The 13,102-nt window shown below is 41.7% G+C and carries 11 protein-coding genes; 8 read left to right on the top strand and 3 right to left on the bottom strand.

Annotated features, from left to right (window positions below; genetic code table 11):
- Positions 1 to 81: 81 nt before the first annotated feature.
- Positions 82 to 1,392 (bottom strand): isochorismate synthase MenF, encoded by a 1,311-nt coding sequence (gene menF, locus AACX38_RS10395; protein WP_228864206.1) that lies wholly within the window; start codon positions 1,390 to 1,392, stop codon positions 82 to 84.
- Positions 1,393 to 2,150: 758 nt separating this feature from the next.
- Between menF and pgaA the strand changes: the two genes are divergently transcribed.
- The 8 genes from pgaA (at position 2,151) to AACX38_RS10355 (ending at position 12,382) form a co-directional block, all read left to right on the top strand.
- Positions 2,151 to 4,652, top strand: coding sequence for a poly-beta-1,6 N-acetyl-D-glucosamine export porin PgaA (gene pgaA / locus AACX38_RS10390; RefSeq protein ID WP_228864205.1), 2,502 nt, complete (start codon positions 2,151 to 2,153; stop codon positions 4,650 to 4,652).
- A gap of 10 nt (positions 4,653 to 4,662) precedes the next feature.
- Complete coding sequence (gene pgaB / locus AACX38_RS10385; RefSeq protein ID WP_228864204.1) at positions 4,663 to 6,699, top strand: poly-beta-1,6-N-acetyl-D-glucosamine N-deacetylase PgaB; 2,037 nt, start codon at positions 4,663 to 4,665, stop codon at positions 6,697 to 6,699.
- A complete protein-coding gene (gene pgaC, locus AACX38_RS10380) occupies positions 6,692 to 8,017 on the top strand; it encodes a poly-beta-1,6-N-acetyl-D-glucosamine synthase (protein ID WP_228864203.1) in 1,326 nt (441 codons plus the stop codon). Before pgaB ends, pgaC begins: the two co-directional genes overlap by 8 nt.
- Positions 8,017 to 8,433, top strand: a complete 417-nt coding sequence (gene pgaD, locus AACX38_RS10375) for a poly-beta-1,6-N-acetyl-D-glucosamine biosynthesis protein PgaD (protein ID WP_228864202.1) — start codon at positions 8,017 to 8,019, stop codon at positions 8,431 to 8,433. Before pgaC ends, pgaD begins: the two co-directional genes overlap by 1 nt.
- A gap of 411 nt (positions 8,434 to 8,844) precedes the next feature.
- The gene (locus tag AACX38_RS10370) at positions 8,845 to 9,309 is read left to right on the top strand and encodes a YfiR family protein (protein WP_228864201.1); all 465 of its coding nucleotides are present in this window, start codon (positions 8,845 to 8,847) and stop codon (positions 9,307 to 9,309) included.
- A 4-nt stretch (positions 9,310 to 9,313) separates the two neighbouring features.
- Positions 9,314 to 10,576, top strand: coding sequence for a diguanylate cyclase domain-containing protein (locus AACX38_RS10365; RefSeq protein WP_228864200.1), 1,263 nt, complete (start codon positions 9,314 to 9,316; stop codon positions 10,574 to 10,576).
- Positions 10,573 to 11,058 (top strand): OmpA family protein, encoded by a 486-nt coding sequence (locus tag AACX38_RS10360; protein WP_228864199.1) that lies wholly within the window; start codon positions 10,573 to 10,575, stop codon positions 11,056 to 11,058. Before AACX38_RS10365 ends, AACX38_RS10360 begins: the two co-directional genes overlap by 4 nt.
- A 346-nt stretch (positions 11,059 to 11,404) precedes the next feature.
- Positions 11,405 to 12,382, top strand: a complete 978-nt coding sequence (locus AACX38_RS10355) for an EAL domain-containing protein (protein WP_339385672.1) — start codon at positions 11,405 to 11,407, stop codon at positions 12,380 to 12,382.
- Between the two features lie 56 nt (positions 12,383 to 12,438).
- Here AACX38_RS10355 and AACX38_RS10350 read toward each other — a convergent pair whose 3' ends face one another.
- Both AACX38_RS10350 and AACX38_RS10345 read right to left on the bottom strand, forming a co-directional pair.
- Positions 12,439 to 12,891: a hypothetical protein gene (locus tag AACX38_RS10350; protein WP_228864197.1), complete on the bottom strand. Its 453-nt coding sequence runs from the start codon at positions 12,889 to 12,891 to the stop codon at positions 12,439 to 12,441.
- Between the two features lie 50 nt (positions 12,892 to 12,941).
- Positions 12,942 to 13,061: a CPCC family cysteine-rich protein gene (locus tag AACX38_RS10345; protein WP_228864220.1), complete on the bottom strand. Its 120-nt coding sequence runs from the start codon at positions 13,059 to 13,061 to the stop codon at positions 12,942 to 12,944.
- Between the last annotated feature and the right edge of the window lie 41 nt (positions 13,062 to 13,102).

Genomic DNA, 13,102 nt, shown 5'->3' with positions numbered 1-13,102 from the left:
ATTCCCTTAAAAACACTTTCCTTGTGATAGTTCAAAGAAATATCATTTTATTGACAATACTCCATGCATCATTTCATGCAGCTATTCCATAGATAAATTACTGAGCAATGAGCGTAACCCTGCTGCCTTATTCTCAATTTCTATCCATTCCTGTTCAGGATCTGAGCCAGAAACAATCCCTGCCCCGGCATACAATGACAATAAAGCGCCATCTATGTATGCGCACCGCAGCGAAACGGCAAATTCACTCTGCTCAAGCCCCAAATACCCGGCAGAACCGGCATACCAACCACGGCGAAAAGGTTCATTCTCAGCTAAAAACTGCCGGGCGGCTTCTCGTGGCAGACCAGCAACAGCAGCGGTTGGTTGTAAACGACTCAGGCAATCACTGTCCGAAACCTGATTTAAAAAACCATTAATATGTCTGCGCAGATGTTGTACTTTACGTAAACGAATAACATCAGGCGGAGCAACATCGATTGCTGTCACACCGCCCTGTAAACGCTGGCAGATATCATCCACCACAATCAGATTTTCATGCTGGTTCTTTTTATCCTTTAATAACCATTGCCCCAGCTCTTTTGCCTTTTGGTCATCATCAGAATTTATTGTTGTTCCCGCCAGAGCTTCAGTAACTAACTGTAACTGGTGACGGTAATAGAGCCGCTCAGGCGTGGAAGCAAGAAAGGCCTGCGTATCACTGAAAGCAAGCATGAAGTGATAACAGTGATGATTCACCTCACGGCTGGTCGCCATAAATTGTCCTGCTTGCAAAGGCATATCCAGCATGAGTTCTGTTTTTCGGGCCATCACCACTTTTTCCATTTTTTTGCGGGTAATGGCATCCAGCGCCTGCTCCAGCAGTGTATTCCACTGCTCACTTTCAGGCCGATGCTTGGTATTTAAAATCGTTACTCGTGATGATTGAAATGGCTGATGAGGTGCAATTTTTCTGAGAAACGCGTAAATAGTATCGATGTCAGCCTGTCCATCAATATTCAGATATAAATAAGTAGCCTTATGACAGCGACGTATTTCTATTCTTGGCAAGAACAGATAACTTTCTTCATTATCTGTGTTTTCTTCCTTTTCCCACGCGTTCAAGCCCCAAATACGCATTTGGGGAAATTGAGCATGTTGGTTTAAGAACTTTTCTGCCTGAGCGGCATCCCTGAAGAGGCGGATTTGCCCACAGGCAACAACTTCTTCATGCCCATCGCGATGTTGCCAGTAAAATTGCGGGTAATGCGGTTGAGCAGCTAACCATTCCAGCCAGTCAGTATCATCGGTTACAGAAAGGGGAAAACTGAACGACTGAATACCCACTTCGCTAACATTTTTGGTTCTGAGAGTTTCGCATACATTAGCGATGATACTGGCAATCTGATCCACAACTTTCCTCACTAACAACATAATAAAAGGCAGGATTATACGAACCAGCCGGAATTATTAAAGCACTTATTGTTTGTATGGTTGCTGCTGAGGTTAATGTCGGAAAAGGCATTCAATGTTAAATTTGCTATTTTTTACCGAATTTCTGTGTTTTTTGATCAAAAAAATCGGACACAATATCATTCAATTAAATGGATAAAACCATCGATAATGCATCATCCCTCGAAGATAAAAGATGTTTTATTTTAAAAATAAACAACACAAAGCCTAAAAGCCACATTTAATTATAAAAATGGATATTTTTTATAAAATAGCCGTCACAAAATAATATAGACCATATTCAGAAAATTGATGAAGATAAAAGTAGGAAAAATACAGTCACCATTTACTAAAAACAGTAAAACGAATCATCAATAAAGAATATCAATACTGTTAATAAATATATTTCATCAACTCTGAATTAAATGAATTTATTTAATTAAAAAACGCCATAAGAAAAATCTTAAAATAACAACACTTTGATTTTAATATTAATTTAATTATTACAAATAAATGTAACAATACGATATTACTTATTCTAAGTGTAATTATATTTTATTTATTGCTTTTCATGAATTACCCATTGATATAAAGTCACACAATACGTATTATTTCGCCTCTTCAAAAATGAAGAAACAAAAATTTTCTCTTAATCTAAATTCAATTTTACTTCGTCTGATTCTGCTGTTTTTTAAATAAGCAGTATAAAAGGGGATGTCGTGCTATATCTTTATTTTAAGCCGATAGGCTTTCATAGATATCGGTATAAACTATTATCGTTATTCGTATCACTAAGTTGTCTAATAACGTCAGAAGCCGCAAACGCGGATTATGACGAGTTAATCCTGCAAGCCAGAAATGGCAATACCATCCCCATGCTTGAATATATTCGTCAAGAAGAAAAGCGGCGGAAACTTTCGTCTTCTCAGGTTGCTGACTGGTTACAAATTGCAGGCTGGGCAGGGCGAGATAATGAAGTGATTGAACTTTGGCAACGCTATCATTCCATGGAATTACCCGCCAGAGGCATCGCTGCTGCTGCACGGGCTTATCGCAATCAGCGTCAGTGGACACAATCCGTCCAATTATGGCATCTGGCTTCTGTCCTTGAAGAACAAAACCACGATCTAAAAGCAGGCCTGATTATGACGCTGGCAGATGCCAAACGAGATAATGAGGCTCGGAGGCTGGCAAAAAGGTTACTGGCACAACATCCCAATGCCGCTAATTACCGTTTAATGGCCTATGTTGATGAAGCAGCCGGGCGCACATGGGATGCCATGGAAATGCTCTCCACCGCTCACGAGCGTTTTCCCAATGATAAAAATACCACTCACGACTATCTGTTTAGTCTGAAAAACAACCGTGTCAATGGCCCGGCATGGTCTTTAGAACAAAAATACGTCTCGCAATTACAGTTATCGCCGGGTCAACAACGCAGGCTGGAAGCCGATGCAGCGGCTGAATTAGTTCGTCTTGCCATAATCCCTAATCGCAGTGAAACAGAGCGGTTTGATATTGCTGACAAAGCACTTGTCCGTTATGAGCATATGCTAAATGAGTGGCGTGAACAGCCTGATGCCCAGCAGGATTACCGACGTGCCCGAATTGATCGCCTTGGGGCATTACTCGCCCGTTTCCGGACACAGGAACTTATTGAAGAATATTTACGCCTGCAACAGCCTTCATCAACAGAAGAAAACACAGAAATACCGGATTATGCCCATAAATGGGCTGCGGCAGCCTATCTGAATCTTCGCCAGCCAGATAAAGCAAGGAACATTCTGCGTCCGTTGAGTTACCCGAACGGGAAATACCCTGATAAAAAAACGCCGACTTCCCATATCACACTGGAAGATGACAGCGTTCTTTTTTATTCCGATGTGGAAAGCGAGCACCTAAATGAAGCCCAAAAACTCGCTGCCAATATCAAACAACGTAATGTTTATATGGTTAATGTTTACGGCTCTCCAATCCGGGTTCCTAATGACGGCTGGCTGCAAGGGCAGCAATTTCTGGCGGAATCAGCACAACTTAATGAAGATTTACCTGAGGCAGAAAAGCGTTTTACGCATTTAGCCCGTACAGCCCCTTCCAATCAAAAATTGCGTCTCGATTTGGCGGCAATCTGGCTGGATCGAGGCTGGCCTCGTCGGGCCGAGAGTGAATTAAAACAGGCTGAAGGGCTTGATCACCGTAATTTATCACTGGAAATCCAGCAAGGTTATACTGCTTTAGCATTACAAGAGTGGAAACAGGTTGATTTACTGGCTGATGATGTCATCTCCCGCGCACCAGAGAATGTACTGGGCAAACGTTTTAACCGCCTGCGCAATGTTCATCATATGTCAGAGCTGCGTGTCAGGGTTAATCAGGGTATTGATTCAGACAGCCCCACCAGCGGTAAAAGCAGTTCAGACATTGATGCTGTTATTTATAGCCCGCCCATTAACGATAACTGGCGTCTGTTTGCCGGTGGTGCATATAACCGCGCTCAGTTCAGCGAAGGCCGTGGATTAAACCGTGATTTACGTGGCGGTTTAGAATGGCGGACTCGGGATATCTGGCTGGAGGGTGAAATTTCTGGCCGGAATTATCGTCATGGCAATAAAGTCGGCCTGCGTTTTACCGGCTGGTACGATTTTAATGATGAATGGCGTCTGGGTGGATCAGCAGAACGGCTGGCACGAAATACTCCCTTGCGAGCATTAACCAATAATATTTACGCCAATGGCGGGCAAATCTATAGCCGCTGGAGATACAGCGAACGCAGCCAGTGGAGTGCCAGTTTCGCACCTTCCTTTTTTTCCGATGGTAATAACCGGTTTGCTTATGGCATTAACGGAATGCAACGCATCTATACCGCTCCTTATCTGAAACTCGATGCGACTTTGGAAGTCGGTACAACCCATAACAGCAAGCAAAATACCCCTTATTTCAATCCCAGAAATGATTTTACCCTGCTTCCGGCGCTGGAAGCGGATCACATCATTTATCGGCATTATCAGACCGTCTGGAGCCAGCAACTCACGGCAGGTATCGGCGAGTACTGGCAGAAAGATTATGGCGGAGGGCTGATAACTACGGTCAGTTATGGGCAACGTATTAAGTGGAATGATGTTGTGGATGCAGGCGTGCGGCTCACGCTGGATAAACGCCCTTATGACGGTAGACGCGAAAAAAACCTGCAAGCTGCTTTTGATTTAACGTATCGGTTCTAAAGGATTTTCTATGACTTTTAACGTAATTCGCTATTGGTTAATGATTTCAGCTTTGCTGGTTAGCCTGCTTATTTCTCAACTCAGTGTCATGGCCCACGCCGAAAAGCCTGATTTCGTTCCACCGGCGGAACGCCCTTTATCGATGAACGAACGCCCCTGGCCCCATAACAGTTTTGTCGTGCTGGCTTATCATGATGTTGAAGATGATGGTGCTGACCAGCGTTTTATGTCCGTCCGTACCAGTGCGCTGAATGATCAATTTGCCTGGCTGCACGCCAATGGCTATCAACCTATTACCGTTGACCAGATCCTCGTGGCTAATCAGGGGGGAACACCACTGCCGCCTAAAGCCGTACTACTCACTTTTGATGACGGTTACAGCAGTTTCTATCACCGGGTTTTTCCGTTACTGAAAGCCTATAACTGGCCTGCTATTCTGGCTCCCGTCGGTATTTGGGTTGATGCTCCCGCAGGGAAGCCGGTAAATTTTGGTGGACTGAAAGTACCGCGGGAACGTTTTACCACCTGGGCACAGGTTGCCGAAATGTCCCGTTCCGGTCTGGTGGAAATTGGCTCACATACTTATCAGCATCATTACGGTGCTCTTGGTAATCCACAGGGGAATACCGAACCTGCCGCTGCTACCCGAATCTATGACCGCAAAACTGGCAAATATGAAACTGAAAAGGCATTCCGCCAGCGTATGGAACAGGATGTCAGGACAATCACGCAGCGGATCATTTCTGCTACAGGTAAAAAGCCGCGTGTCTGGGTCTGGCCTTACGGTATTGACAGTGGTGTCACGCTGGATATAGCAAAGCAACACGGCTATAAACTGGCGTTGACTCTCGACACTGGTCTGGCTAATGCCAAAAATCTGGATAATGTTCCACGGATCTTGCTGACAAACAACCCAACCCTGAAAGAATTCGCGGAGCAGATTATTCAGGTTCAGAATAAATTTCCTCTGCGTATCGCCCATATTGATCTGGATTATGTTTATGACCCTGACCCTGTTCAGCAAGCAAGTAATCTCGACAAGCTGGTACAGCGTGTTGCCGACCTCGGTATCAATACGGTTTTCCTACAGGCTTTCGCGGATCCTATAGGCGATGGCACTGTACGTGAACTTTACTTCCCTAATCGCTGGTTACCAATGCGGGCCGATTTATTTAACCGGGTTTCCTGGCAGATACACAGCCGGTTAAATATTGATGTCTATGCATGGATGCCGGTTCTGGCATTTGAATTAGAGCCTTCCCTGCCCCGTGTATTGAGCTACGACAAAAATAGCGGTGAGTTATCCGTTAACAAAGCACAATACCGCCGGTTATCGCCTTATAACCTAGAAAACCGCCGCAGAATTAAAGAGATTTATCAGGATTTAGCTGCTCATTCCATTTTTCAGGGTGTGCTGTATCACGATGATGCCATCATGTCAGATTTTGAGGATGCCGGCCCGGATGCAATCAGGGTTTATCAGCGAGAAGGCTTTCCGGCCTCCATTGCCGAAATCCGTCAGGATCCGGAACAATTCGCCCGCTGGAGCCGCTTCAAAAGCCGATACCTGACCGATTTCACTCAGGAACTCACTGATGCCATTAAATCCGTCCGGGGTTATCAGGTAAAAACTGCCCGTAATATTTTTGCGCTGCCGATTCTGGAACCGGACAGCGAAGAGTGGTTTGCCCAGAATCTGGATGATTTTCTTGCCCATTATGACTGGGTTGCACCGATGGCAATGCCATTAATGGAAAACATCCCGCTGTCAAAAAGTAATCAGTGGTTATCCCGTTTAGTGAAAGCTGTGGGTCAGCGCCCGGATGCACTGAGTAAAACGGTATTTGAACTGCAAGCCGTAGACTGGCGCAAACCATCCGATAAAAGAATGATATCAGGCGAACAACTCGCTGAATGGATGCGCCAGTTACAGCTGAATGGTGCCCAAAATTTTGGTTACTACCCTGATGACTTTATTAATAATCAACCAGAAATGAACTCGATCCGTCCTGTTCTTTCCTCAGAATGGTATCCACTCAATGATTGACCGTATTCTTGCTTTTATTGTGCTCTGTATTGTTTTGAGTATTCCCATCGGTATTGCCGTCACCTTTACCGGTGAAGTTATGCTGAACTTTGTGTTTTTCTGGCCCCTGTTTATGTCTGCCATCTGGATTTCAGGTGGGGTTTATTTCTGGTTTTATCGTGAAAGACACTGGAAACAAAGTGATGAGCCGCCCCATCTGGAGGGCGAGCCTCTGATATCCATTTTGATCCCCTGCTATAACGAAGGCCCGAATGTGCGTGAAACACTACAGGCAGCACTGAATCAGCGCTATTCCAATATTGAGGTGATCGCAATCAATGACGGTTCAACCGACAGCACCGCCCATGAACTTGATGATATGGCGAAACAGCATAGCGCCCTGAGAGTGATACATCTGAAACAGAATCAGGGGAAAGCCACCGCGCTTCAGGCCGGTGCTGCTGCTGCCAACAGTGATTATCTGGTCTGTATTGATGGTGATGCTCTGTTAGATCGTGATGCTGCTGTATGGATGGTGAAACCGATGATTGACCACCCCCGTGTTGGTGCAGTGACCGGTAACCCTCGGATACGTACCCGCTCTACTCTGGTTGGCCGAATTCAGGTAGGTGAATTTTCCTCTATCATTGGCCTTATCAAACGTACTCAGCGGATTTACGGTCAGGTGTTTACCGTTTCCGGTGTGGTCGCTGCTTTTAACCGCCGTGCTCTTGCCGATGTAGGTTATTGGAGCAACGACATGATTACAGAAGATATTGATGTCAGCTGGAAACTGCAATTACGTCATTGGTCCGTCTTCTTTGAGCCTCGGGCTATCTGCTGGATCCTGATGCCGGAAACGCTTCGTGGATTGTGGAAACAGAGATTACGCTGGGCACAGGGTGGAGCTGAAGTCTTTCTCAAAAACCTGCGGAAACTCTGGGCATGGGAATATCGCCGTATGTGGGTTTTATTTGCCGAATTCTGCTGTTCGGTAATCTGGTCATTTACCTTTGCCCTTTCAATTATATTGTTTTTCCTCGGCATGCTTATCACATTACCTGAAACCATTCGGGTTTATACCCTTTTCCCGCCCGGATATACCGGGTTGGTATTAGCCGCAACCTGTCTGATTCAGTTTACTGTCAGCCTGTTAATTGAACGTCGCTATGAAAAACACGTCGCATCATCACTTTTCTGGGTGATCTGGTATCCGGTCGTATATTGGATGCTGAACCTGTTTACGACACTGGTCTCTTTTCCCAAAGTTATGCTTAAAGTCCACCGCAAACGTGCTCGTTGGGAAAGCCCTGACCGTGGAATAGAGAGAATAGAATAATGAAAGATCCCTTAATATTTACAGAACAGAAATTATTACCTCGTCTTATTGATGTCACACTGACTATTTTAGCGTGGTGTGGATTTGTCTATTTGTTTATTTCGGGGTTATTTAATTCGCCCCATCATGGCCCTAAGCCTGTGATGTATATATTCAGCTCGGAGTTAAGCTCAATTTCCCTCTATATCATTGTCGCTATATTCAATGCATTCCTGCTGATCGGCTGGGCAAAGTATAATCAAATTCGTTTTCGCATTGAACGCCGTCGCCATCAGCCTGCGTTAAACCATGATGAGATTGCAACAAGCTTTTCTTTGGAAGAAAGAATAATAGACAGTTTGAATCAAGGAAAAGTGTCTGATATCACTTATAATAATCATGGACACATAATAGGAGTCGCTGAAAAACCAAATTAATAAATAAAGGAAATGGTTTTTATAACTATTTTTCCTATTATTTAATATATTTTTCAACCTATCTCATATACGACCATTTACAACCGGTGATTAATGATTTTTGTACAGAGTGCCATGATGAGATAGGTTCCATACCCAATATATTTAGAATGACAACCCTGAGATACGGATAACCATATATTAATAAAAAAAGTAACTAAAATGAGTAAATACAGCCAACAAAGAGGCGACTTGAAAGACTAAGTGTATATTAATGACTGTTAATAATATGAAAGATAAAAACGGGATCCCGTTATGTGCTTAATTGAATGGACTCTCTGTGTTGTCAAATATTGTGCTTCCAAATTATTTTTACGGGTATTGACGGTTTTATGTATAACCATGGTGATATGTAATTCAATAGTAACAGCTATGCCTGAAACTAAAGAGAAAATAAAAATAAATGAAAATGTTGTACGTGTCGTTTCTGGCATTATCAGTTATACATATTGGCCAGTCACACGTCCGACATTACATTTATGTCTAGTCCCCCCTTCTAACTACATCCGTGTTTTAAAAAATATTAATATGTTTCCTGATGAAATAGAATTACGGATAGAAATTCTAAATTTCAATACAGAACAATTAGTCAATAAGTGTGATATTATTTACTACGGTCAGATTGACCCTATACTTCAACATCAAGTATTTAATCAGAAAAATAATAAACCACTTCTTACTATTGCTGAACAAAACCAATATTGTGAAATAGGTAGTGCATTCTGCCTCAATATAGATAGTACACAAACAACATTTAACCTTAATCTCGATATTTTGACTCGCAGTGGTATACGCGTAGATCCAAATGTCCTGCAATTGGCTCGTAAGGCGGAATAACTGTATGAAAAAGCGTTATTCATTAATGCCATCACGCCCGACATTACGTCAGACAGTTCACCGTATCCATCTGATCATTACTATTGTTACATTATCGGTTGTCGGTCTGTTTCTTTCTTTACTGGCACTCTTTGCCATGCAGAAATATGCTGAAAATAATCTGAAACAGATGTCATCGACAATAGCCCATACCGTACAGGCAGCGGTAGTATTTAATGATAAAACAGCTGCAAACGAAATATTGGAAATGATTGCTGCTCACGATAGTTTTATCGAAGCAAAGATTTTTGATGCAAAAAATCAGGTATTAGCCAGCTGGCATGCCAAACAGATAACACGCACCGGTAATTTTAAGAAACTGGTTGAATACTGGATATTTCCTGAACCCGTTACATTTCCTATTTATCACCACCAACAGCAAGTTGGTTCAGTCTGGTTAATCGGCAATAGTGAACATATCATCAAATTTATCTATCAGGCCTTACTGGTACTGTTTGCCTGCCTCCTGATCAGTGCCATACTTTCACTCTATCTTTCCCTGCGCATGCATGACGGCGTTGTCAGAACACTACAGAACATTGCCAGCGTTGCCCATGATGTACGCCAGCGGCGGGCATTTTCTCAGCGGGTTCCTTCCGCTCAAATTGCAGAACTGCATGAACTCAGTCAGGTTTTTAACCACCTGCTGGAAGAACTGGAAGAGTGGCAGCATCATTTACAAACGGAAAAAGCCGCTTTGACGTGGCAGGCACAACACGATTCTCTCACCACATTACCCAACCGGGCGACTTTTGAGCGTGTTCTGTCCACCGTGATGAATGACAAGTTCATGCGGGAGAGTGCTGCCATTTTATTTATTGACGGTAATCGACTCAAATATGTCAATGATGTTTATGGGCATGCTGCAGGCGATCACGTCCTGATCACAATTGCCGATACTTTAAAAAAGAAAGTCCGGAAAACAGATACTGTCGCCCGCCTCGGTGGTGATGAATTTGCCATTTTATTACCTTCAGCCAGTTTAGAAGATGCTGAGCGGATCGCTAAAAATATCATTCACGCGATGGATACCCCGATTCAGCTTCCCAGCGGCCAACAGCTACGTATCACACTCAGCATTGGTATTGCTCTGTCAAATGGCGCTTTAACAGCAGAACAGTTGCTGTCTGAAGCGGATGCCGCTATGTATCACATCAAACAGCGCGGCGGTGGCTGGCACTCCGCTGACACAACAAAAGTAAACTACTTATCGAGAAATTCATCATGATAAAAAAACGCGCTTTTATATTAATGATTTCATTCATTGGCCCTTTCTTTCTTAACGCCTGCCAACATACGGGCAAACTAACAACGGAACAAATCAAAGTTCTTAAGCAACAAGGATTTCAGCAAACGGATGAAGGATGGCTATTTGGTCTGTCAGAAAAAGTCCTCTTCGGTAATAACCAATTTCACTTGCAACCTGCTGGGGAAGAAAAACTGAAAAAGCTGGCAGCTATTTTATCCAAAACAGGCATTGAACATGCACGCCTTGACGGTCACACGGATAAATACGGTGAATTAAGCTATAACAACCAGCTTTCGCTAAGACGGGCTAACACGGTTGCAGATGCCCTGACACGGGGAGGAATGAACAGATCCAGCTTAGAAACCCGCGGATTGGGGCCAAGCCAGCCGGTTGCAGATAATCGCAGTTCAAAAGGAAGGGCAGAAAACCGTCGAGTGGCGATTGTGATTACATCACAATAAACTTCCAATAGATTTTAAGATATAACTTAAAATACGAGGGGAATAAATAAAAGAAGGAATAATCTGGCGAAAGATTGACATTAATCAATAAAATAATTTAATTATTTCACCAAGGATGGAAACAATAATCGGTTTATTTTAATTACTGCCACCGATTACGTAATTTGTTGTTCAATTCTTGCTATATAAATATATATATAGTTCCTGTATTCAATCTCTTCCTGTAAGATAGCCAGCGTTATTTTTCAAGCAAACAGTCATTTTTTATCAGCAGCAAGCCCACAAAATTTTACAAATCCAGACAGTAAGACTACTGTTGGATAATGGGCTTTATCAAAAAGGAGAAATGATGGGGCTGAATTTTAAATCATACCGAACGTTGTATCGGGCATTTGTGGTACTATTCATCGCCATCACTCTGAGTGCTGGTAATCTATTATGGAAAGTATTTTCTGATTATCGGAATAATATCAGGCCTGATATAGAATTAGAGTGGGTTTTGCTAACATTGACAATACTCATACTTTTATACGCTATCGTTTTATATAAACATACCAAAACTGTTATTATTCCAGACTATCAATTTAAAAAATCCATTAAAAACAAACAATTTATTCCTTATGTTCAGCCCATTATCTGTAGTAAAAATAACGCCCTTATCGGGTGTGAAATCCTTGTTCGCTGGCAACACCCAAAACAAGGGTTAATAGAGCCTAAAAGCTTTATCTCACAAATTGAGAGATCGGACCTCATTATTCCCTTAACACATAACTTAATTACTCAAGTTCGTGATTTTTTTGCCTCTTTCGCCTATCAGCTACCACCAAATTTTCACTTTAATTTCAATATCAGTGCAAAACATTATAAAGATAGTGGTTTAGTTGAGGATTGTCGCAACTTCCTACAGGCATTTCCTGAAGATGCAATCCATCTGATATTAGAAATTACCGAAAGAGAATTACTCGAGCCAGATGCACACACAATCGAACTATTTAATAAATTGGATAAATTAGGTGTATTAATCGCTTTAGATGATTTTGGCACAGGCCATTCTAATCATGCTTATTTACAAAAAATAAACGTTAATGTGGTAAAAATAGGCCATAATTTCATTAGTAAAATGAACAGTGATAGGTTTTCAAAGCATATTGTTGAAAATATTATTGACCTCGCTTTACGGCTTAATTTAGAAATTGTCGCTGAAGGAGTTGAAGATCAAAAACAGGTAAACCAGCTGAAAAACTATTCGGTCAATTACCTACAAGGTTATTACTTTGATCGCCCTATATCACCAGAAGAATTTGTTAAAAAATGGTTAAAATAAATCATGTGACTACACTTAAAACAGTGAACTTGAAACTCATAGCAAATAGATTTTTATCATACTTTTACTGAAATTATTTTCTTTTCATTCTCACTAATCAAAATGGGTAATTGATGTAAAAAAATATAACCATCATGTTGAAACTCAATGAGTGTTTTTTTAGCAGGAGAAATAAAAAAAGCATCTCCATTGAAGAAACACTCTGAATTTTTATTTAAATAATCATTTACAAATAACTCGACATATCTGATATTCATGAAATAAACTTCATCTTTTATATAAGAGTTATCATTAATTATAAAAACATCATCTGAAAGGTATCTTTTAAAATTCATGGCCGCTAATATTTTGGTATCGGATTGATTTTCCCAATTCTCTATTTTACCGAGAAATTTAAATCTACCCTCCAGTGAAAAACTGATATAACTTAATAAGATAAGCTCACCACCAATGATAGGCTGTAACATTCTATCCGCTTTATCCATCGTGTATTTTTTATAGATTCCCATTCTATTATTCTTTATTCCGTCAAATTTACCATAAACCACAATACATAAAATTACTCTACTCTTCTACCTTGTTTAAAGGCATTTTCGGCCTCATTTAAACTCATAGAATTAGCACATCCGGCAAGGTCAGAGTATTTATGTTGAGCTGGATCATCGTCCCAATTAAAAATATAAAAAATAATATAATTTACTTTAAATATAATAAAATATT

The organism is Xenorhabdus sp. PB30.3 (assembly GCF_963895965.1).
In the GTDB taxonomy this organism is placed as follows: Bacteria; Pseudomonadota; Gammaproteobacteria; order Enterobacterales; family Enterobacteriaceae; genus Xenorhabdus; species Xenorhabdus stockiae.
Note: the sequence above shows the minus strand (reverse complement) of the source record. Positions and strands in the feature narration are given on the sequence as shown.

Excerpts from the sequence above, each read along its gene's own strand:
- AACX38_RS10350 (WP_228864197.1), bottom strand. The coding sequence starts at position 12,891 with ATGGGAATCTATAAAAAATACACGATGGATAAAGCGGATAGAATGTTA.
- AACX38_RS10370 (WP_228864201.1), top strand. The coding sequence starts at position 8,845 with ATGCCTGAAACTAAAGAGAAAATAAAAATAAATGAAAATGTTGTACGT.
- AACX38_RS10355 (WP_339385672.1), top strand. The coding sequence starts at position 11,405 with ATGATGGGGCTGAATTTTAAATCATACCGAACGTTGTATCGGGCATTT.
- AACX38_RS10360 (WP_228864199.1), top strand. The coding sequence starts at position 10,573 with ATGATAAAAAAACGCGCTTTTATATTAATGATTTCATTCATTGGCCCT.
- pgaB (WP_228864204.1), top strand. The coding sequence starts at position 4,663 with ATGACTTTTAACGTAATTCGCTATTGGTTAATGATTTCAGCTTTGCTG.
- pgaC (WP_228864203.1), top strand. The coding sequence starts at position 6,692 with ATGATTGACCGTATTCTTGCTTTTATTGTGCTCTGTATTGTTTTGAGT.
- pgaD (WP_228864202.1), top strand. The coding sequence starts at position 8,017 with ATGAAAGATCCCTTAATATTTACAGAACAGAAATTATTACCTCGTCTT.
- AACX38_RS10365 (WP_228864200.1), top strand. The coding sequence starts at position 9,314 with ATGAAAAAGCGTTATTCATTAATGCCATCACGCCCGACATTACGTCAG.